The organism is Terriglobia bacterium (assembly GCA_036496425.1).
Taxonomy (GTDB): Bacteria; Acidobacteriota; Terriglobia; order 20CM-2-55-15; family 20CM-2-55-15; genus 20CM-2-55-15.
The window spans coordinates 1-21,710 of sequence record DASXLG010000059.1 but is presented as its reverse complement, the minus strand read 5'-3'; the positions used below and the strand labels follow the sequence as shown (position 1 = coordinate 21,710).

Here is a 21,710-nt window from a genome sequence, read left to right as displayed (position 1 = left end):
TCCTTAATTCTCCGAGGGTTTTTGCACGCTATCGATGACGATGGTGTCGATCGCCGCTTTCGAAGACTCCAACCGCAGTCCAAGCTGTTGCTGAAGCGCGGCAAACAGGTCCGGTTTACCGGAATTCTGGGATGCTATCGGCGGCAGATTTCCGCTGAATTGGGTATCGTCATAGGTCCATTCGAGATCGAAATCATAAGCTCCGGTCAGGTCCGTCTTGTCCAGAACCGGACGATCCAGGATCGCGCGTTGTAACGTGGCGGCCAACTGCGCCATTGTTGCGTTGCGGGCCGGCAGCACGATGCGGTCGCCCGGCCACACAGTGGCGACGAGCATCGGCTGTGTATCCGGTGCTGCGGCTTCCTTCATCCGGGTTCCGCCCCTGGCAACCGTCAGGAGATATGCGGAAAATTCCTTCGGCTCGGTGTGAAATTTAAGGCCAAACCTCTCGGTCAGTAAGGTCCGGACCATTGCCATTTGTTGATCCACAGTGGGGCGGGTTTCACCCGGCGTCGCGGCGAGGATGTCATAGCGTTCGACATCGGTCCAATCCGCACCTCCGGACACCGCTCGCGGCGGCAGACTGTATGCCGCCGCGATCAGCCCTTTGAGGGTGTAGCCTTTCGCCTGAAATTGATGCGCTCCGAGCATCGTTGTATATCTTGCCCGAGAGTCGGGAGGCGTCGGCTTGATCGCGGCTGCCTCAAACGAGGGTTCCGGCGTTTGCATTGGTTTGAACATCGGGATCGAGCCGAACGCGGATAAAGGCAAACCCGTGGTGATGAACAGAGCCGCTGCGCAGATGGTGTTCTTAAGCATTCCCAAGTGTGCTGTGCATCGATGTTTTCGGCAAACATTTTCCGATTTGTTCCAATGCCGAGTGTCATGGTAATGGCCACTCCCCGCCTAACCCAGGCGGAAAGTTCAAACAGTCTTTTATCGCAGCATTTCCGGCAGTGATTGAATGAACTTGCGGATGACAGTAATCTGGCTGTTCTCCGAGATAAATTCAAAAGCCGACGCGCCGGCGGCGGCGTGGAGTACCGGGAATTCCGCGATCAGGCCGAGCAGTGCCGCCCATGCCGTTGTGTCGAGGATCGCAATGACATCCAGCGCGCCGCGAGCAAGCCATGGCGTTCCTGACCGGCAGGCTGCCGACAGCTTGATGCGAAGGGCATGGAGTTCGTTCTGAATATCGCGGTCGCTACACTGCAAACCTGCGAGGATTTCCAGGAGTCTCCTGGCAGCGAATATGCCGGCCTGCTCATGAAGGACCGTCCACCCGGCCTGAAACACAGTGACAAGACCGTCTGGAGGACTCCACAACGGCGGCCAGTTCTCGAGCCCCAGGTTGCAAACTGCAACGGCCGCATCCCACGCCTCCTGGGCTGTGAATGGCCTGCCTTGCAGAGCGCAGCCCGCCATAACGGTGTTCGCGAGGTAGGTGAGTTCTTCGTTTCGTCTTGCGTATGCGGCGTGATCACGATCGAACGCAAGCTGCATGTGTTCCCGGATGTGCCGGAGAGTTACTAGTTCATCCGCGGTGTCCTGTGAGCCCTTGAGCAGTGCGCGAGGCGGTTGCGCGATGATTCCAGCTTCGAGAAGTACATCGGCCAAGGCAGCGGCAGCGTTGCCGGTAGCCGCGGATGGGGTATCCCCTGGCGCTTTCCGATCTGCCGCCCGCTGGTTGAGCGAGCGGAAATACGCTCGTGCGAGCGGATTTTCCGGCGGCATGGCTGCGGATTCGAGTTGAACTCTGCGCGACATCTCAAGAAATGCCCGAGCCTGGGCCGGCGTTACATATCCCTGTCTGTCCCGCCGGTGTTCCCGATCGAGTTCCAGGTCGAACATGGCCTGTTGCTCTTGAACAAGAAGGTCATCCAGCCCATCGACCTCGTATCCGGCATTGGATAGCGCGCGGCATCCGCGCATCACTGTATCGAAATAGCCGGAGTGTTCCGCATCGAGCGCGATAAGAATTTCAACGATCGCGTCCCACGAGTCCGTGCGCTTCGCAACGACCCTATAGCCGCCGACGTCGCACACGAGCCCATCAATGTCTGGCAACGGTGTGACCTCGATCCCGTCCGTTGTCCGATATGGCGTAACCACCGCGCCGTCGAAGACCCGCACGTGTTGCGCAAGTCCGGCAATTACAAGAGCGGCGCTCATCGATGCAAGCTTCTGCGCCGCCGCACCGGCGCCGGATTCCGCCAGCACCTCGAGCCATACGCCAAAGCGATCGGCATCGAACCGGTCGTCCATGCCCGGTTCTGCCGGCTGCCAGAGGTCGAGATCGAAGATCCGCGCGAGCTGCCCGGGCGTCGCCAGCATCACGAGTTCGCCGCAATCTTCGAGGCCGCAACTCTGGATCACGCGATGAAGCAACTCGGGCTGCATTTGCGGGACAACGCGCTCGAGGTGCGGCGTATCGAGAATCCGGGCGAGTACGGTCCGGCGGTCCTCCGTTGCCCGTGCCGGGGAACCTTTGAAGTTCTTTTTCATGCGATCGGCACAATGTAGCGGAGTGTGAGAGCTCGCAACAGTCTGTTTCTTGCGGGGTAGCGGCAGTATAATAAATGCAGGTTGGAAATAACTCCCCGCCAAAAATCCTTCCAAGTAAACTACCACTCGATTGATTTCAGGCTTTGAGGTGAAAAACGACATGCGGTCGAGCGCTCTGACGGCGGTTGCGGTTGGTGTGCTCCTTCTGATTGCTCCATTTCTGTTACAAAGCAGACAACGTTCGCAGGCGGCTGTCGACGATCCGGTAAAGACTTTGGCGGGACGTTTGGACCTGGAACGATACAAAGCGACGTTGCGGGGACTCGCCCAGTTCGGCGACCGGCGTCAGGGCACGGAACGAAATCGAAAAGCTGTCGATTGGATCGACGCTCAGCTCAAGAGCTATGGCTGCACCAATACCGAGAGAGTGAAGTATATGTATCCGGAGAATCCGGTGCCGCAAGCCGCGGGCGCAAGGGGCGGCCGGGGCGCGGCGGGTGCAGCGGGTGCGCAGGCGGCTGCTCCACGCGGTCAAGTCGCACGCGGTGTGGGCGGCGTCGGACGCCAGGCCAAAGTGGTCGAAAGCGGTGAGATCGTCAACGGGCCGGGCGGCAGCCGGGTATACGGGGTTTCGGCCGCTGTCGGTGTCAACAATGATCCCAACCGCCAGCCCGATGCCCGGCTCAGAGAACTCAACGTCGAACCCAGCAAGAATGGGCCACGCGAAGAGGTGTACTGCACGAAGGTCGGCGCTACTCATCCGGAAGAGATGTACATTGTTGCCGGGCACATGGATGGAATCGGCTGGGGTGAAGCCGTTAACGACGATGGTTCCGGCACCGCGCTGGTTATGGAACTGGCTCGTATTTTCAACATGCCCGATGTCCAGACCGATCGTTCCATTCGGTTCGCCCTGTGGAATAACGAGGAGAGCGGCCTGAACGGCGCTCGGGCCTATGTGGCGCAACGCGCGGCTCTTCAGGGCAAGGAAGATCCTCCGGGATCTAAAAAATATCCCGAGCCCAGATGGCTGGGGATGATCCAGCACGACATGATGATGTGGGATCACGGCATGCCACGCCCCGACGGTACCTGGAACCCCGAGCAGCGGCCCGAAGCCGACGTCAACATCGAATTCCAGTCCACCTCCAAGTTCGCCGACGATGCGATGAAGCTGGCCTTCTTTTTCCGGGCGGCCAATGAGAAATACGCCACGGATTATCCTGCGGCCGTCGGTCCTCACATGACCAACACGGATTCCGATCCCTTCATGAATCTGATTCCCGCAATCAGCTTCCGTGAAAACGAACGTGGAATGCAGACGGGCGGCGGCTGGAACCCGACGTGGCATCAACCCATCGACGTCTACTCCACCTTTTCAGACAAGGACTTCCGCCTCGGTCTCAACGCCGCTCAAACGACGCTGGGTGCAGTGGGGCAGCTGGCGGGCGCAAAGCTGAAAAAATAGCTCAGATTATTCGAAGGAGCAGACGTACTCGGCAATGCCGGCTGCGACAGTGACCTCGAATGAGGATTTGGCAGGCACATTGAAATTCGTGCCAGCGCCGTAAGTTTTCCATTCATTCTGTCCCGCCTGGCGCACCCGGCATTCACCCGCTGTGATATCCATCCGTTCTGCGGCATCCGTTTTGAACTCAAAACTGCCCGGGTAAATCAAACCAAGCGTCTTTTTGCTGCCATCGGGAAAGTGTAGCGTGTGGCTTACGACGCGCCCGTCAAAATAAATGTTCGCTTTCGAGACGGCCGTAACCCCCGTGAACTCCGCCGGTGCTGACATTCGAACTCCTTTAAGAACATTGGATCATTGCATCATCGCAAATTTCTTCATTGCTTCAACTTAAAGAAATCGAAAATCAAAACAGCTCGGGTACTTTGAGCCATACCCGAAATCCCTCACGGCTGAAACCCATGTCGAGGCGCGCCAGCATTTTTCTGTCGCTCTGGCTTATGAACCTCAAACCGAAGCCTGCGGAACCTTCCATTTGCGCCAGGCTGAATTGGTCCGGACGGTGAAACACGTTTCCGCCGTCGACAAATAACGCCATATTCAGACCTGTGGCTATTTCCCATCGATATTCGGCGGTCAGCGCGATCGAGTTTTCGTCATAGAAACGATAGCGGCGGAAACCGCGCAGGTCCGTATCGCTACCCAGCGTGGACTGAAGATAAAAGGGAACAACCTGATTGTCCGAATGAAAACTCAGTTCTGTCCTGGCTCGAAGCGCTATCACTCGTTTGCCATTAAAAAACGGAATGTACTGTTCCGCCATTATCGACGGGCGGGAGAAAGAGAAACGAGTCTGGTTTTGTGCGAAGTAGCGGTCGAAGGTCGCCGCTACAAATGTCCCCTTATGCGGGTCTTCAGGAAAGTCCCGCAGATCGATTTGAGCGGAACAGCCGGGAATCAGGTAATTGCTTTGAACAGCGATCCCGGGTGCCTGGTCCGGTCCAAATACCGATTGTGTGCTCGCAAGCTTGTCGTTGGTGCCGGTGCCGACATTCAACAAAAGTTCGCCGACCCGGCAAGCCGCCAGAGCGTGGCCGGTGTGTACTGCTGCCCGCAAATTGAAAAGGGTGTCTTCTCTCCTGAAGTCCGTGCGATTGTGAATCGAGGAGTCTGGGCCTGGCCCGTAGTATTCGAGTTGGGGCAAGTCCGAGTGTGAACCCTCAAGCGCGAACGTCGCGTTATACGGAGAAGCAGTCTTGAATTCCAGGCCGGCACCGGCCGTATAGAATTCGTGGATTGCCAGGCGTCCCCATAACCGGAGCGCAAGGTGTCCGCCGTCGGTCTCCTGAAGGAGTCTGGAGTGGATTGCGGGACCGGCTCCCGGTCCTAATCCTTCCACTCCGAAGTGGATCGGTACGAAGTGAATCAACTTTCCGAGGTTGCGGAGGGAATTGTCACTTGCCGGGGGTGATTCGGAAGCCAGCTGGCGTGCTTTCTCCTGGCTCTCTTCCTGGATCTGAGCGGCGCGCCCTGCTGAAGGAATAACAGTCTCCTGGCCGAGCAGTTCCAGAGGTAAGAGGAGTGTGAGAGAAAGAAAGAACCACCTGTACAAGGAAGACCTCTCGATTCCATACTGTCACGTCGATGTGCCCATCTGGAGTTCCGCTGCTAAGCTGCCTGTTCCATTACTGCCGCACGGATAGCTTCGCATATGACTTCTACGTCGCGATCTTCCCCGGAAAACCTCCGGGCCCACTGAAAATTCTGAGGCCCGATGACTTCGACATCCCACGCGTTTGCTTCCGGTTCTGACGTGATATCGACCTTCCATAGGCCTTTTTGAACGCCGATTGCGGAAGAAATTCCCGCTATCAGTAATTGTTGCAGGCCTTCAGGCAGCTCATTCCGGAGAATCTGGATGGGCATGTCAGATCAGCTGCATTTGGCCTTCCTTTTGCGGATCTCCTTGCTGCGGAATTCAGGTTTTAAACGGCGGTTCTTGATTTTCTGCCGGTCGCGATGAGCGGTACGTCAACGAGATGTTCGCTCAGAAACCAGACCTCCATTTCATTCGTGCGCAACACGTCGCTGACCAGAAGATCATTGGTGCCGTCATCGCCGAGCTTGGCAGCCAGTCGATTCAGCTGTCCAGTGATCTCGAGCCTTACCGGCTCTTCCAGATCGAGCGGAACCAGATGCAAGACAGTGCCATACGCTTGAATCTCATTTGTATTTTCGTGAAGATGAGGTTGCGCAGTCATCCGGCCAGGTGTTAATTGCCGGACAGAATCTTTTTTGCTCATGATCGTCTTTTCTCCGGGTGCTTCGCATGAGCAACGCTCGATCCAAATCGCCCCGCAGGGACGGCTTTGTTACTGGTTCAGGGTCCATACAGTTAAGGACAGCGATTTCCAGATCGTGTTGGCCAGGTGGTAATGTTCAGTCAACTGGTGGCAATCCGTCATTACATCCGGCGCTCCGTGCCGGCCTGATTTCTATTTGTAGATCAGCCAGGCCATCACGGTACTGCAAGTGCTTTGAGGAGCCGGCAACATCCGGAGAAAGGGTCTTCGATGTCCTATCAGCCTATCGAAAATTACGGAATCATCGGCAACATGCGAACCGCTGCGCTGGTTGGTATGAATGGCTCGATCGACTGGTATTGCTACCCTCACTTCGACTCGCCCAGTATCTTTGGGGCAATCCTGGACGACACCAAGGGAGGCAGGTTCCAGGTTTGCCCGATTGGGGATGACGTTCGTCACAAACAACTCTATTTACCCTCGACCAATATCCTCGTCACGCGGTTCCTGCTCCGGGATGGAATCGCCGAACTGGAAGACTTCATGCCCGTTGGTCTTCCGCCGGATTCACCCTGGTATCATCATCTTTGTCGCCGTATCCGCTGCGTCAAAGGTGCGGTGACGATTTCAGCCGTTTGTTTTCCCGCATTCGACTATGGCCGCAAGGCGCATGAGACACGGCTTGATGCCAACGGAGCCGCGTTCAGTTCAGGGGAGTTGACGCTCGTGCTCTCCTCGACGGTTCCTTTAAGCCGGAATGGGCAGGCCGTTACAGCGGAGTTCAAGCTCGAGGAGGGCCAGTCGCAGGTCTTTATTCTCAAGGGCCACGAAGACGCTCCCGACACTCCTTGTGCTCCGACTGCGAACGAAGCCGATGAGCTTTTCGCGACCACGGTGCGTTATTGGCATACGTGGCTTTCCGCATGTACGTACCATGGACGCTGGCGTGAACAGGTGCAGAGATCGGCGTTGGTCCTGAAACTTCTTACTTTCGAACCGACCGGAGCCATTGTTGCCGCCCCGACTACCAGCCTTCCCGAAGTCATCGGCGGCGTCCGCAACTGGGATTACCGTTACACATGGGCGCGGGATGCGGCTTTCACGGTCTACGGATTTCTCCGCATCGGTTTCAAACGCGAGGCGGCGGGCTTTATAGGCTGGCTCCACAACTATGCATCGAAGCATCTTCATTCAGGAATGGCTATTCCTCCACTCCTGACTATCGATGGAGATCGCGAGATTCCTGAGCAAGTCCTGCATCACTGGGAAGGATACTGCCGGTCCGGCCCCGTGCGTATCGGGAATGCCGCGGCTTCGCAGTTTCAGGCCGATGTCTACGGTGAACTCATGGACTCGGTGTATCTGTATAACAAGTACGTGAGCCCGGTTTCGTACGATATGTGGGTGAAACTCCGAAGCCGTCTGAATTGGATCTGCGAGAACTGGCAACGTCCGGATACCGGCATCTGGGAGATGCGTAACCGGGAAGAGAACTTCGTCTACTCGAAGGTCATGAACTGGGTCGCACTCGATCGGGGCGCCCGGCTGGCGGACAAGCGCGCTCTACCCGGGGAACGTGAGAAATGGATCCGGGAGCGGGACCGCATTTATGAAGAAGTGATGACCCGAGGTTGGAATGAGAAGCGCCGGGCCTTTACTCAATCTTACGAGAGCAGCGATCTGGACGCCTCGCTACTGATCATGCCCCTGACGTTCTTTATGGCTCCCAACGATCCACGAATGCTCAGTACGATCTCTGCGATTCTTGAAAGTCCCCGCCGCGGCGGTCTGGTAAGCGACAGCCTCGTATACCGTTATCCGCCTCAGCCTGGCGTCGACGGTCTGCCGGGCGAGGAAGGCACGTTCAATATGTGTTCGTTCTGGCTGGTCGAGGCGTTGACGCGCGCCGGCCAGACCATCCCTGAAAAACTCGATCAAGCGAGGCTTTTGTTCGAGCGTATGCTCGGTTACGCGAATCATCTCGGGCTCTATGCCGAACAGACGGGGCCGCAAGGTGAAGCGCTCGGCAATTTCCCCCAAGGTTTCACGCATCTCGCGCTGATCAGTGCCGCCTTCAATCTGGATCGCGTGTTGGGCAACCGGAACTGAAGACTACAGCGGCTGCAGTTTGGACATTATGGTTGGCAGATACTCCGAGACGGTCGGGTGAATATGCATTGCGTGTTGCAGAAGCGTGTACGGCGCTTTCGCATACATCAGATCCAGCAGGACATGAATCACCTCGTCGCCGCCGGTGCCCAGGATGGCGGCGCCAAGGATCTGTTTGGTTTCTGCATGCACGCTGATTTTAATCAGTCCTTGAGTCTCGCCTTTCTCAACGGCGCGGCTTACCCGTTTCATCGGGTAGTGCACAACCAATGCCGGAATTCCGGATTTACGGATCTCGTTTTCGCTCATGCCGCAGCGGCCGAGCGGTGGATCGATGAAGAGTGCGTAAGTCGGGATCCTGTCTGAAACCCGCCTCCGGCCTCCGGCAAGGAGATTGTCTGCGACAATTTCATAATCGTTGTAAGCCGTATGGGTGAAGGCGCCGCGCCCATTGCAGTCTCCCATCGCCCAGATATCCGGCGCGCTGGTTCGAAGCTCATCATCAACGGTGATATAGCCACGCGGATTCACACCGACTCCGGTTTTGTCCAGACCCAGATCCTGCGTGTTCGGTACGCGTCCGGTGGCCAGTAAAACGTGGCTGCCCACAAACTCTTTCGGCTCTTGCCCGCAATCAAGGCCGACGGCAATATCCTCGCCTCGAATCGACATCGAAATACATTTGGCGCCCAGACGAACTCTTATTCCTTCCGTTTCGATAATCTCGCGGATCGCGTCGGAAATATCCTCGTCTTCACGCCCGGCGAGGCGCGGCCCCATCTCCAGAATTGTGACTTCACTGCCGAAGCGGCGGTACATCTGGGCAAATTCCAACCCGATGTAACTTCCCCCGACGATCATCAGGTGTCTGGGAATGAAATCGACCTCCATCATCGATGAATTCGTCAGGAATGGAATGTCATCAAGGCCTGGTATCGTTGGGATCGAGGCCCGGCCGCCCACATTGATGAAGATTTTGCTGCCTTCCAAAACGTCGTCGTTGACGCGGACGGTTCGAGGAGATTCAAACCGCGCATGGCCCTGAATGACCGTGCAGCCGGCCAGCCCGCGGAGCCATTCTTCGACACCGCTGTTCGAGCGCGCCACGACTTCGTCTTTGCGCGCTTTCACCCGTTTCATATCCACCTGAACGTCTCCGGATATCGAGAACCCATAATCCGCACCTCGCCGGGCCGTATGTGCGGCGTAGGCGCTGGCAACGAGCGTCTTTGTCGGAATGCACCCCGTATTGACGCAGGTTCCGCCGAATTTGTTGCGTTCAATGATCGCGACGGTCATTCCCGAAGCGCTGAAGCGGGCAGCCAGAGACGGCCCGGCCTGGCCGGTACCGATAATGATGGCGTCGAAGTGTCGAGTCACAAGGTATCTCCCGTCAAGACCTCAAGCATTCGTGAAAGTCTGCGCACCTGCTTTGATAGCGGGCGGAGGCGCAATCGGGTCGCTGAAATCATCTGTCCAATGCCAGTTCGCAACCTCAGGCAGATCCACAAGGTGCTCGCGTGTGTAAAGAACGTGCTCTGTGAGTTTATGCTGAAGCGCGTCGACAAGGTCCAGCGTCTTTGTGCGAAGCCGCTCCGCTCTCCGTAGCGCATCGATCGCAATGTGGAAACGGTCGACCTGGTTCAGGACGACCATGTCGAACGGAGTGGTGGTCGTTCCTTCATTGATATACCCGCGTACATGGAACCTGTCGTCTCCAGGCCGGCCTTGCACGATGCTCCGGATGGCGAAGCCGTAGCCGTGATGAACGAAAATGACGGGAACGCTTCTCGGGAAGTAACTTTCAAACTCGATGTTATCCATGCCGTGCGGGTGTACATCGTCTCGCATCATGGCGCAGATATCGACGACATTGACCAGCCGCAGTTTGAGATCGGGGACGTGCTTACGCAACAGCCATGCCGCCGCTATGGTTTCCGTCGTGGGGACGTCTCCGGCGCAAGCGAGAACGACGTCCGGATCGCCGGCCTCATCGTTGCTTGCGAATTTCCATACACCGATGCCGCGGGAGCAGTGTTCGCGTGCTTCATGCATGGAGAGCCACTGCAACTGAGGCTGTTTGCCGCAGGTGACGACATTGATCAGATTCCGCGTGCGCAGGCAGTGATCCATGACGTGCAACAGACAGTTGCCGTCCGGCGGAAAGTAGATTCGAACGATTTCGCTTTTCTGAACCAGCGCGTTATCGACGAATCCCGGCGCCTGGTGACTGTATCCGTTATGGTCCTGCCGCCAGACGTGGCTCGACAAAAACACGTTCAACGAAGCGATGGGCCGCCGCCAGGGATGGCTTCTGGATTCCTTCAGCCACTTGGCGTGCTGCGTCAGCATGGAATCCGCGATTTGCGCGAATCCTTCGTAAGAGGACCACAGCCCGTGCCTTCCGCTGAGAATGTATCCTTCCAGCCAGCCCTGGCAGCAGTGCTCACTCAACACTTCCAGGACCCGGCCATCCGGCGAGACATGATCGTCGAGCGAAACGCGCTCCGCCACGCTGCACCGTGAGGTCGCATCGAAGACGGCATTCAATCGATTCGATGCGGTTTCATCCGGACAGAAAAGCCGGAAAGTGCTGGGGTTCATCCCAATGACATCGCGCAGGAACTCGCCGAGCTTGAGCGGAGCTTCAGCAGATACCTGGCCGGGACCAGGAATGTCGAGAGCGTAATCCGCAACATTCGGGAGTTCCAGGTCGGTGAGCAACCGGCCGCCGTTCACGTGCGGATTCGCGCTCATGCGGCAATCGCCTCGCGGCGCAAGCGAGGCGAGTTCCGGTACCAGCCGGCCATCACGATCGAACAATTCTTCGGGTTTGTAACTGCGCATCCATTCTTCCAGCAGCTTGAGGTGCGCCGGATCTTCACGGACTGTTGCGATGGGAACCTGATGAGCTCGAAAGGTCCCTTCGATGGGGATGCCATCCACGATTTTAGGTCCGGTCCATCCTTTCGGCGTGCGGAGGATGATCATCGGCCAGGCGGGTCGGGTGGTGAACCCGCTGCTCCTCGTAGTGCGTTGTATGTCGCGAATTGTTTCGTAGCACCGGTCCATCGCTGCGGCAAACTCCTGATGGACCGCTGTCGGGTCGTCACCGGAAACCAGAAGGGGCGCATGGCCATGGCCGCGAAACAGGCTGATCAGTTCGTCTTCGGGAATACGGGCATACACTGTCGGGCCCGATATTTTGTAGCCGTTCAAATGAAGGATCGGGAGGACGGCGCCGTCGTGGACCGGATTGAGAAACTTGTTACCTTTCCAGCTGCCTTCCAAAGGACCGGTTTCCGCCTCTCCGTCGCCAATGATGCATGCGACGATGAGATCGGGATTGTCGAATGCCGCCCCATACGCATGCAGCAACGAATAACCCAACTCGCCGCCTTCGTGAATCGATCCCGGCAGGTGGGCGCCGCAATGGCTGGATACCCCGCCGGGAGTCGAGAACTGGCGGAAGAGGATCCGCATGCCGGTTTCGTCCTGTGTGATCGGGTGATAGATCTCGCTGTATGTGCCGTCCAGCCATGCATGCGCATTGCCCGCCGGTCCGCCGTGGCCGGGGCCGATGACGCAAACCAGATCCGCGTTGCGCTCTGTAATAAGGCGGTTCAGATGGGTGAGAATGAAATTAAGGCCGGCTGACGTTCCCCAATGGCCCAGAAGGCGCTGCTTGATATGTTCGCGGCGTAACGGATCCCGGAGCAGCGGATTTTCCTGAAGATAGATCTGGCCTACGGTCAGATAATTCGCGGCGCTCCAATAGCGGTGCATTCCGGCGAGTTGCTCGGGGGACAGCGGTCCCGCGGTTTGATGCTGTTCCGGTTTGGATACGGGCGGCCCGTCAACCGCAGTGGACAGACTGGCGTCGAATTCGATCGTCATATTCCCCCGTTGTCATGTCTTGCTGTTTGTAATTACCTGTGACGTGTGCCGCGCAATCATCAGGTCCTCGTCGGTCCGAATAACTCTGACAGTAACGAGACTGCTTTTCGCCGAAATAATCCCCGCATCGATACGGTTCGCGTCGCTATCGAGTGTGATACCGAGGCAATTCAACCCCGTGCAGATGCGCTCGCGAATGACGGCCGAATGTTCACCAATGCCACCCGTAAAAACGACAGTGTCCAGGCCGCCAAGAGCGGCGGTGTATGCCCCGATGAATTTGCGAACGTGGTAGCAAAATACCGTTATCGCGTCCGCACAGCGCGCATCCGCAGCTTCACGTTCAATCAGATCGCGCATATCCGCGCTGTGTTCCGAGAGGCCAAGCAGGCCCGACTTTTTATTAAGAAGGTCGTTCAGTCCCCTTGACGTCATCTCATCGCGATCCATGAGATGCAGCAACACACCGGGATCCACATCGCCGCAGCGGGTTCCCATGACGAGACCCGACATCGGCGTGAAGCCCATCGAGGTGTCGATGCTCTTTCCATGATCGACTGCTGTGACACTGGAGCCGTTTCCCAGGTGCGCAATAATCACGCGGCCGTTTGCCGCCGCCGGATCGAGAGAATCCAGCTCCTGCATGATGTATTCGCAGGACAGGCCATGAAACCCGTAGCGCAACACCCCTTGCTCAAACAGTCGCAACGGCAGCGCGTACATTTGCGATACTCGGGGCATCCGGCTGTGAAAGGCAGAATCCGAGCACGCCGCTTGCGGCATGCCGGGATAGCTGCTCTCGAGGGTGCTTATGCTTTCGATCACCTGTGGTACATGATCCGGAGCGGACTGTACGAGTTCCTGGAAGACAGCGGACAGGCGTTTTGTAATCAGCTGGTGCTCAAGGCACCGCCTGTCTCCGAGCACGACGCGGTGGCCGGCGCCATCGAGCCTCGAATATATAGCTTCACGTTGAATCCGCTCCAGAAGAATGCGGAGAGCTGTTCCATGATCCGGAACCTTCTGCTGCCCGATCCGGTCGATGTTCGCCGAGAACGTGCAGGTTTCCGTTTCGCCGAAATGATAGACAGCCAGTTTCAAGCTGGAAGAGCCCGTGTTGACGGTCAATAGATTCAGATCACGCTTGGGGATCATCGATCGAAAGTGTTAGAGATTTGTTCGGCCAGATCGCCTATGTGCTCGACGGTAATGTCCGCCGGCGGATAAGTCTTTGTGGATGGATCATTTGCGTAATGGCCCTGGCGTGGGAACACCGTGGTCACGCGGTCTCCCCATTTTTCTTTAACTGCGCTGAGGAGACGGAGTTTGTCGTCCACGAAGACGTAATGCCCGGCAGGATACCAGCGCTCGACATCGTCAAGCATCTGCTCCTTATGAATGTAGATGAGCACGCGGCCCTCGACGGCGGACCAGAGGCCGGAACGTTCAACTTTACGCGGCTGGAAGACGGCGTCTCCATCCGAAAAGATCACTGCCGGCCACCGGCTATTCAGCCAGGTCACGAGGTCGAGGGCCTTCGGATATAAACGGTCGCTGAACGCATAGTTCACCAGAAACGAAGATATTTCGAGAACCCGTGGATTGTGAAGGTGCTCGCTGCGGTAGCGCTGCAGCGCACCGAGAAAGTCGGCGTATCCCAACGCGCGCCGCATTTGCTCCAGGATGTTCCAATACCTGTCACACGCCTCGCGGCCGAACATGGCAGTCAGGTGCTCGCTCAGGTCCTGCTCGATCCGGTCATTATCGAGGAGCGTGTTATCGACATCGAGAAGGAATACAAGTGGACTGCATTGTTTCAGTTCCATTTTATTGAATTGGACCGGCCTTTACGTTATCACTATTGCTGCGGAGGATTTATGAAACGTGCAATAGTGACACTTCTTTCAATCGCGATCTGTTCAACTGCAGTTTTCGCGCAGGCTCAGGGCGTGGTGTTCGTTCAGAAAGAAACCACGAACGGCCAATCGGTAACAAACCAGGTTCAGATGGACAAGACCCACATCCGCGCGGAATCGAGCGCCGCCGGTAATCCGATGGCTTTCATTTTTGACGGGCAGAACCAGACGGCCTTGATGGTCGACATGAACAAGAAGACCTATACCGAAATCACCAAAGCCGATGCCGACCGGCTGCGGCAGCAGGCGGACTCCGCAATGTCTCAAGTACAGTCCCAACTTGCCAATCTTCCCCCGGAGCAGCGCAAGATTGTCGAACAGATGATGCGCGGCCGCGGTGGCCTGCCGGGCGCGAATGCCGCTCCAGCGCCGAAAGTACAGTATCGCGCCGCCGGCTCCGACAAGGTGGGGCAGTGGGCATGCACGAAATATGAGGGCTACGTCGGCGCGCAGAAGACCGAGGAAGTGTGTACTGTCGATCCGAAAGAATTCGGACTGGCGCCGGGAGACTTCGACGTGGCCCGGCAGCTCGCCGAATTCGTCAAAGCGATGTCACCGGCCGCCGCCGATCGAATCATGTTCAACGGCACGGTTCAGGAGCAGGGATTTGCCGGTATTCCGGTCCGGCATACGTCGTATCGTAACGGCGCTGTACAGTCGGTCAGCGAAATCGTCGAGTTCCACAACCAGGCCATACCGGCGTCGACTTTCGATGCTCCCGCCGGCTTCCGCAAAGAAGCTTTGCCGCAGGGAGCGAGAAGATAGGGCTTCGCACAAAGCCTGGGCCAGGGGACCATTCCCCGCCTTTCCAAGGCGGGGTGGCTGCGCCATTAATTAATGGGCCCGTTCCCTGGCGGCGCAGACGGGGCGGTTAGTAACTTCCATCAACAAATAATGTGCGCTGCGCGGTTCCTTGATAACCGCCCCGCCCTCGCGTTCTAACGTGCTGATCGCTCGGGCACCCCGCCTTGGAAAGGCGGGGAATGGCCCTTTCGCGATTCTCTTCGTGATTTCACGAAGTGTTTCGCGACTCCGCCGTTCGCGATCTCGCCTTCTCTCAAAAATTTCAACCATTTACCGATTGGTGCTTGCCTTGCAGTTTCCCGATCCGACAGTGGAAGTTGAAAGGAGATCCTATGAGTACCTACGTGCGTGACATCAGCGAAGCCGCTCTTGACGATGAACTGGTGCAGTCGGAAGAACCGATCCTGGTCGATTTCTGGGCGCCCTGGTGCGGCCCATGCCGCGCGATGGCGCCGGCGGTTGAAGCTGCCGCCGAAAAACTGAAAGGTGATGCCAAGGTCTACAAGATCAACGTGGACGATAACCCGTCCGTGTCTTCCCGCTTCAACCTTCGCGGAATCCCGACGCTGATTCTTTTCAGGGATGGACGTGAAGCAGACCGCTTGGTCGGTCTCTCCAGCAGGGAGCAGATCGAAGGGTTGGCGGCTCGTAAAATTACGGCCTGAGCACGCAGTCGAGGCCCATCAGCTGATGGCCGGGACTGTCAGTTGAGCCGAGTGTGAGAGTCAGATAGAAACTATAAAAGATTCTTCTTGTGCCTTTTGTGCTTCTTGTGGTTTCTTCCCCTTCATTGGCCGTTGATGTATCTGAAAGGCAGAAAATAATGTCAAACAATCTCGAGCAGAACAAAGCGAACGTTCAGGCATTTTATGACATGGCGTTCAATCAAAAGCAGCCGGAAGAGGCCGTGAAGCGCTATATCGGGTCTCAGTACCGTCAGCATAATCCGAACGCTGCCGACGGACCGGAACCGTTCATCGGCTTCGTCAAGTGGATCACCGGCGCCAATCCGCAATTGCGCGTCGAGTTCAAGCGACTGATCGCCGAAGGCGATCTGGTCGTGGTTCACAGCCACAATGTCGCGGTTCCCGGTACCAGGGGGAAGGCGGTCATCGACATCTTCAGGCTGGAAGATGGCAAGATCGTCGAGCATTGGGACGCCGTCCAGGAAGTCCCCGAGACATCGAAAAACAACAACACGATGTTTTGAAACGCCCTCGGCACGCCGGGTGAATTCCAGGTAAAATAGAACAGTTTTCCGGTAACGGTATCCGTTGTTAAACGTCTGATACCTACTGTTTTGCCGAAGGAGGATTTCTGAATGAACCGCCAGCGAGGGAGTCTATTTTACGGGCTTGTCATTCTTCTAGCGGCTGTTATGGTGTCGTGCGCTCCGCCGCAGGGAGATTTGCCCAGCGAGAAGGCGCCGCAGCCGGCGGCGGCAACACCCCCGTCAAACCCCGGCGTTGTGGAAGCGGCATCCGCCCCCCAGCCGAAACCGGCGGATATCGTAAAGGAAGAGCCTGCGCCCGCTCTGAAACGGGCGGCCCGGCCGGCTCCGGCAGTGGCCCCTGCTCCCGCTCCGCTTCCGGCGCCTGCCGCCCCTCCTTCGCAGCAGACGGCATCCAATCAGCCCACTTCCGATGCGATCACGCTGCCGGCGCCGCAGACGCAAGTGGCGCCACCGGCGCCCCCACCACCTCCGGAGCCGACGATCAAGAAGATCACCATTCCCGCCGGGACCGAGGTTTACATCCGGATGATCGACTCGATCGACACCGAGACGAGCCATCCCAATCAGACCTTCAAGGCCTCTCTGGATAAGCCCGTCGTCGTGGGCAATGACACCGTATTTCCAAGACGTTCCGATGTCTTTGTTAAAGTTACGGATGTCCAATCGGCAGGAAAGCTGAGCGGCACCAGCCAGCTCAAAGTGCAGCTCGACAGGCTTTTCATCGGCAAGGATCCCTACACCGTCACCAGCAATACGTTTGAGCAGACCGGATCTTCGGAAGGGAAGAAGGCCGCGCGGAACGTGGGCGTGGGCGCAGCGGTCGGCGGCATTCTCGGCGGCATTCTCGGCGGCAAGACCGGAGCGGTCATTGGAGCCGGCGCCGGTGGTGGCGGCGGAGCCGTTGTGAGCAAGGGCGAACAGGTCAAAATCAATTCGGAAACCCAGCTCATGTTCAAGCTGGAAAACCCGCTGGATGTGACGATCACGATCCCGCCCCCGGGGAGCGCCGCCGCGGCGGCGTCCGGTCCCGCTAGACTGGTGGCTCCTCCTTCGAACCAGCCCGCTTCCCAGGTTTCGTCCGTCATCCCCGGCGATCTGTCCGGAAACTGGACGGTGACGACAGACGGAGCGCAATACATGACCCTGCAGCTGTCCGTTCGGCAAAACGGCAACAATCTGCAAGGCACCATCACGGACCCACGGGGATATGGCACCATTCCGATTCGTGGCTCCCTCAACGGGAACTACGTCACCTTCTATACGCAGACGCAAAACGGCACCAACAATTTTCAGATGCAATTCTCGGGAGCGGTTCAAGGTGATGCCGGAGACCGGATGGGCGGCAATGTGACGCTTCCCGCAAACAATAACAACAGCAATATCGGCGGCTTCCCGGGCGGCGGTGGCCGCAATCGCGGCCGTGGACAATCGACCATTCAAGCCCGCTGGAACGCGACGCGAAACTGAGCGGACCCCTCTAAGTCATTGGAAAAAATCCTTATGGTGGCGGCGCTGGGAATGCTCACAGCGCTGTTGCCGTCTGCCGCGTCGGCTCACCACGCGACCGCCGCGCAGTACGATGTTTCGGCCACGCTGACGTTGAAAGGCGTCATCACGCGCCTCGAATGGAGCAATCCGCACATTCATGTATATTTCGATGTGAAGAACGAAGACGGCGGTTCGGATAATTGGGTGATTGAATTCCCAGCACCTGGCGCCACGATCGTCGCGGGCTTGTCGAGACGGTTGCTTGCCCCGGGTACGACGCTGTCCTTCGACGCCTATCCTGCCAAGCCCTCGGCCGATCGTTCTAAAAATCAGCATTCCGCCTGCGCGAAATCCATCATGCTCCCCGACGGGAGCCGGTTGACGTTTGTGGTAGGGATTTAGTTGCTTACGAGCGTCAGGCCGCCTGAGAACCCGGGAATTGCGGATTCATTTCCACGGCCAGGCCATACTGTTCACACGACGGTTGGCGCGTGAAGAAGTATTTACCGCCAGCCCGGATCACGCGCATCAGTCCGCAGTCCCGATATCCCATGCGATAACACGATCGTAGCGAGTCGAAATTGTTCGACTCCACATAAGAAATGAGTCCCTTGAAGCCCTTGGCCTTATACGCCGCCAGCGATCGCGTCATTCCGATCGCGTGGAGCCGCTGCCCGCGGTATGTGGACAGCGTAAATCCTTTGTACATATAAACGTAGCCGCTGCCGAATCGCAGGATCAGATCCTCGTTGTCCAACAGTGTCGGCCGGCTGGAGTACCAGCCGTAACTGGCGAGGGCGTCCCCTTCCAGGATCGCATAGCATTCATCACCCTTTTCAGCGCTGGCGTGGATGAATCGGGGAGTCAGTTCGTAAACGTCGTTTTTAGCAAATTTTAATAACCCGGACGGCTCCATTCTCTCGAAATGGAACTGTGGAGGCAGTGAGAGGCATTTCTCGTTAACAGTCTCGATCACGAGGCACTGAAGAACCCGGTAGTACACACACTTGTTCAAGCCGCGAAATGCTACGTCATAGAGGGCGGAAGACTTCCCGTGGATCCTTGCCGTGCGCAAAACAGATTGCAAAATCGAAGAGTTTGTCATGGGCATTCTCTCAGTTATTTGCAACTGAGGCCCCAAAACAACCACGAGAGGCCTTTATTTACGTGTTTTACCAGTGATTGGAAGATGAGTGGTTTGAGGCCACAGGAGCACTGTGGAGCCACCCCCGTGTATTCACAATGTAACTTCTCCTGTGACCTCACCGACAAGATAATCGAACTCGCAAATGGAGTTGTCACCACCATGTCTTTTGTTCGTGACTTCCTTGTCACTTGTCCATCCCGCGGATTGCCACCCGCCTCATTTCTCCTCGAGAACCGCCTTACCTTGGAAGAAACGGTATAGGAAGACAAAGTAAGCAATAGCGAGGGCCATGCCGGCCAGCCACCATGCCAAACCGACACGAAGGCTGTACCCGCCCGTTTGCGAGTTATAGATCGTGAGGTTATATGTCGGTCCCGTACTTGCCGGCAGCACGTTCGGATACAGTGCGAATGCTGCGCCGCCGAGCATCGATGCGATGTATCCGCTCGAACAGAGGAACGCCGCCAGATCACGGCCATGCGTCCGGAAATACCGGATTCCGATCAGCGAAACCGTCACACCGGTTGGAATCACCCAACCCCACGCGCGGGCGCGGAAATTGTCGAGGACTTCCGGACGCACGTGGATCGTCGCGCCCAGGCTCAGCACCGTTAACAGGGCGAGCAGCCACAGCCCGTTGCGCGCAACGCGTCCGGCGCGTTGATTGACGGCTCCGTCGGTCTTCAGGGCGACCCAGTTCGCGCCGTGAATTCCCAGCGTCACCATCCCGAGAATTCCGGTGAGCACCGTGTACCAGTCGAGAATGCCCGGCTGAGGTCCGGTCCGAAAGTCGCTCCACAGAGCCTCGAAGAAGTATCCGTCACTGTTGAGCGGCACGCCGCGAACGACATTGCCGATAGCGGCGCCGAAGAACAGCGCCAGCAGCAGGCTCGCAGCGCTGAAGACAAAATCGAAAAACGACCGCCACATGTCGTGATCCACATGCGAGCGCAATTCGATCCCGACGCCGCGGAGCATCAGCAGCCATAACACAATGATCAGCGGAAGATAGAAGCCGCTGAAACTCGAAGCGTAAAGCAGCGGAAAAGCGAAGTAGAGGGCCCCGCCGGTGGCGATCAGCCAGACCTCATTACCATCCCACACGGGGCCGATGCTTCGCAGGACCAGCGCCCGCTCCCGCTCGGTTTTTGCGACCAGAGGCTGCACGATTCCGGCGCCGATATCAAAACCGTCCAGCACAACATAAGCAATCAGCATGAGCCCGATGAGGACGAACCACAACGTTTCCATCAGGCATCGCTCCCCATGAATTCCAGACCGTGTTCGATCTCACGCCAGACCAGGAAAAGGAACAGAATGCCGAGCACCGTGTACATCCCCATAAAGCCGAGCAGCGTGAACCAGGCATTGCCGGAGGAAACCATCGGTGAGATGCCTTGCGACGTCCGCATCAGGCCGTAGACCAGCCAGGGCTGGCGCCCGAGTTCGGCCACCATCCATCCTGCCGTATTGGCGATGAACGGAAACGGGAAACTCAGCATCAGAATCCATAGCATCCATCTGGCGGTGAACAGTTTTCTTTGCCACAGCAGCAGTGCCGCGGCAAAAGTAATGAGGATGAAGATCGTGCCCAGGCCGACCATGATGTGGTAGCTGAAATACAACAGTGGGATGTTGTCCGGCCATTGCTCCTGCGGAAAATCGTTCAAGCCCCTGACCACCGCCTGCCAGTGCCGGTACGTCAGGAAACTCAGCATCTTCGGGACAATCAGCGGATTATCCAGCTTACGTTCCCCGACGTTCGGTTGTCCGAGGATGACAATCGGCGCGCCGGCTTCCGTATTGAACTGTCCTTCCATCGCCGCGAGCGTCACCGGCTGGTGATCCGTGACCATCTTTCCCTGCCCGTCGCCGGACGGGAACAATTGAAAAACGGAGGCGATCAAGGCCGCGATCACACCGAGCTGCAGGAACACCTGTCCATGTTCGGTCTGCCGGCGCGATAAAACATAGAAAGCGCCGACTGAAGCCATGACGAAAGCTCCGGTGATGAGAGCGCCGCTCATGTTGTGGATGTACTGCCAGAATGCCCACGGATTCGTCAGCAGTGCCTGGAAGCTGTTCAAGTGGGCGGTCCCATCGCTTGCGACCTCGAATCCCACCGGATGTTGCATCCAGGCGTCGGTCACGATGATGAAGTAACCGGACAACCACGAACCCAGGAACACCATGAAACCGGCGAACCAGTGCCATTTTGGACCGATCCGCCGTTCGCCGTAGAGAAATAAGCCCAGGAAGGAGGATTCCAGGAAGAAAGCGAAAACCCCTTCCATCGCAAGCGAAGTCGCGATCACGCCGCCCGAATAGCGGGCGAACCTTGCCCAGTTGGTGCCGAACTGAAACTCCATCGGGATGCCCGTAATGACGCCCAGCAGGAAATTGATTGCGAAGATTTTCGCCCAGAAGCGCGCCGAGCGGTTGTAGCGCTCGTCTTTTTTCCACAGCCCAAGCGTCTTGAGAATCACAATGAGAGGCGCAAGCCCCATCGTGAGTTGGGGAAACAGGTAATGGAAGGTGATCGTGAAACCGAAGTGCAGTCTGTCTACGAGCAGCGCGTCTTCCACGTTCTGTCGCGCCTCCGGCGCTAGGTTAAAAATCGTAAATCGAGCGGCTTTTCCGGACGCCCATCGTCTACTCTAGACTGAAGGAGAGATGCAATACGATGTTTTCAGAGCGTTTAAGCCAACTTTGTCTCCCGCTCGTCCTTTCCGGATTTCTGATCTCTGCATGTTCTTCGCGGCCGTCCGAAACAAAAGCGGCCGGTGTGCCATCTGCGTCCGCGCCGGTGCAGGAGACTCCGGCCACCGTCGTAGCGGTC

General features: G+C 57.3%; 19 protein-coding genes and 1 pseudogene. 7 read left to right on the top strand and 13 right to left on the bottom strand.

What is annotated here, in order from left to right:
• Window positions 1-3 precede the first annotated feature (3 nt).
• Together VGK48_03955 and VGK48_03950 are read right to left on the bottom strand one after the other, a co-directional pair.
• Window positions 4-819: a TIGR03435 family protein gene (locus VGK48_03955; protein ID HEY2380318.1), complete on the bottom strand. Its 816-nt coding sequence runs from the start codon at window positions 817-819 to the stop codon at window positions 4-6.
• A 117-nt stretch (window positions 820-936) separates the two neighbouring features.
• A complete protein-coding gene (locus VGK48_03950; GenBank protein ID HEY2380317.1) occupies window positions 937-2,505 on the bottom strand; it encodes a DUF6178 family protein in 1,569 nt (522 codons plus the stop codon).
• 148 nt (window positions 2,506-2,653) lie between these two features.
• Between VGK48_03950 and VGK48_03945 the strand changes: the two genes are divergently transcribed.
• Window positions 2,654-3,973 (top strand): M28 family peptidase, encoded by a 1,320-nt coding sequence (locus VGK48_03945; protein ID HEY2380316.1) that lies wholly within the window; start codon window positions 2,654-2,656, stop codon window positions 3,971-3,973.
• Between the two features lie 6 nt (window positions 3,974-3,979).
• Here the strand turns inward: VGK48_03945 and VGK48_03940 are convergent, their stop codons facing one another.
• From VGK48_03940 to VGK48_03930, 3 genes and pseudogenes are all read right to left on the bottom strand, one after another.
• Window positions 3,980-4,303, bottom strand: a complete 324-nt coding sequence (locus VGK48_03940; GenBank protein ID HEY2380315.1) for a pyrimidine/purine nucleoside phosphorylase — start codon at window positions 4,301-4,303, stop codon at window positions 3,980-3,982.
• Between the two features lie 76 nt (window positions 4,304-4,379).
• On the bottom strand, window positions 4,380-5,585 hold the full coding sequence (locus VGK48_03935) for a BamA/TamA family outer membrane protein (protein ID HEY2380314.1): 1,206 nt from the start codon (window positions 5,583-5,585) through the stop codon (window positions 4,380-4,382).
• Window positions 5,586-5,958: 373 nt separating this feature from the next.
• A pseudogene (locus VGK48_03930) lies at window positions 5,959-6,099 on the bottom strand (DNA starvation/stationary phase protection protein).
• 447 nt (window positions 6,100-6,546) lie between these two features.
• On the opposite strand from VGK48_03930, the gene VGK48_03925 reads away from it, so the two are divergent.
• Window positions 6,547-8,385 carry a glycoside hydrolase family 15 protein gene (locus tag VGK48_03925; GenBank protein HEY2380313.1) on the top strand — a complete coding sequence of 613 codons (1,839 nt, stop codon included), beginning with the start codon at window positions 6,547-6,549 and terminating at the stop codon, window positions 8,383-8,385.
• Window positions 8,386-8,388: 3 nt separating this feature from the next.
• Here VGK48_03925 and VGK48_03920 read toward each other — a convergent pair whose 3' ends face one another.
• From VGK48_03920 to VGK48_03905, 4 genes are read right to left on the bottom strand one after another with little or no spacing between them, the layout of a single operon-like run.
• Window positions 8,389-9,765 carry an FAD-containing oxidoreductase gene (locus tag VGK48_03920; GenBank protein HEY2380312.1) on the bottom strand — a complete coding sequence of 459 codons (1,377 nt, stop codon included), beginning with the start codon at window positions 9,763-9,765 and terminating at the stop codon, window positions 8,389-8,391.
• Window positions 9,766-9,786: 21 nt separating this feature from the next.
• Window positions 9,787-12,282, bottom strand: a complete 2,496-nt coding sequence (locus VGK48_03915; GenBank protein ID HEY2380311.1) for a phosphoketolase family protein — start codon at window positions 12,280-12,282, stop codon at window positions 9,787-9,789.
• Between the two features lie 12 nt (window positions 12,283-12,294).
• Window positions 12,295-13,437, bottom strand: coding sequence for an acetate/propionate family kinase (locus VGK48_03910; protein HEY2380310.1), 1,143 nt, complete (start codon window positions 13,435-13,437; stop codon window positions 12,295-12,297).
• Window positions 13,434-14,108: an HAD family hydrolase gene (locus VGK48_03905; protein ID HEY2380309.1), complete on the bottom strand. Its 675-nt coding sequence runs from the start codon at window positions 14,106-14,108 to the stop codon at window positions 13,434-13,436. The genes VGK48_03910 and VGK48_03905 overlap by 4 nt, the downstream gene beginning before the upstream one ends.
• Before the next feature lie 51 nt (window positions 14,109-14,159).
• On the opposite strand from VGK48_03905, the gene VGK48_03900 reads away from it, so the two are divergent.
• The 5 genes from VGK48_03900 to VGK48_03880 all read left to right on the top strand — a co-directional run bounded on the left by VGK48_03900 (window position 14,160) and on the right by VGK48_03880 (window position 18,126).
• Window positions 14,160-14,963 carry a hypothetical protein gene (locus VGK48_03900; GenBank protein ID HEY2380308.1) on the top strand — a complete coding sequence of 268 codons (804 nt, stop codon included), beginning with the start codon at window positions 14,160-14,162 and terminating at the stop codon, window positions 14,961-14,963.
• A 371-nt stretch (window positions 14,964-15,334) separates the two neighbouring features.
• On the top strand, window positions 15,335-15,667 hold the full coding sequence (gene trxA, locus VGK48_03895; GenBank protein ID HEY2380307.1) for a thioredoxin: 333 nt from the start codon (window positions 15,335-15,337) through the stop codon (window positions 15,665-15,667).
• 158 nt (window positions 15,668-15,825) lie between these two features.
• Window positions 15,826-16,212, top strand: coding sequence for a nuclear transport factor 2 family protein (locus VGK48_03890; GenBank protein ID HEY2380306.1), 387 nt, complete (start codon window positions 15,826-15,828; stop codon window positions 16,210-16,212).
• Window positions 16,213-16,323: 111 nt separating this feature from the next.
• Window positions 16,324-17,703, top strand: coding sequence for a hypothetical protein (locus VGK48_03885; protein HEY2380305.1), 1,380 nt, complete (start codon window positions 16,324-16,326; stop codon window positions 17,701-17,703).
• A gap of 18 nt (window positions 17,704-17,721) precedes the next feature.
• Window positions 17,722-18,126, top strand: a complete 405-nt coding sequence (locus tag VGK48_03880) for a DUF6152 family protein (protein HEY2380304.1) — start codon at window positions 17,722-17,724, stop codon at window positions 18,124-18,126.
• 13 nt (window positions 18,127-18,139) lie between these two features.
• On the opposite strand, the gene VGK48_03875 is transcribed toward VGK48_03880, so the two are convergent.
• The 4 genes from VGK48_03875 to VGK48_03860 all read right to left on the bottom strand — a co-directional run.
• Window positions 18,140-18,829 carry a hypothetical protein gene (locus VGK48_03875; protein ID HEY2380303.1) on the bottom strand — a complete coding sequence of 230 codons (690 nt, stop codon included), beginning with the start codon at window positions 18,827-18,829 and terminating at the stop codon, window positions 18,140-18,142.
• Window positions 18,830-19,087: 258 nt separating this feature from the next.
• On the bottom strand, window positions 19,088-20,122 hold the full coding sequence (gene cydB / locus VGK48_03870; GenBank protein HEY2380302.1) for a cytochrome d ubiquinol oxidase subunit II: 1,035 nt from the start codon (window positions 20,120-20,122) through the stop codon (window positions 19,088-19,090).
• Window positions 20,122-21,456 (bottom strand): cytochrome ubiquinol oxidase subunit I, encoded by a 1,335-nt coding sequence (locus VGK48_03865; GenBank protein HEY2380301.1) that lies wholly within the window; start codon window positions 21,454-21,456, stop codon window positions 20,122-20,124. The genes cydB and VGK48_03865 overlap by 1 nt, the downstream gene beginning before the upstream one ends.
• A gap of 67 nt (window positions 21,457-21,523) precedes the next feature.
• Window positions 21,524-21,710: hypothetical protein (locus VGK48_03860; protein HEY2380300.1), on the bottom strand; the 187-nt coding region annotated here is incomplete at its 5' end.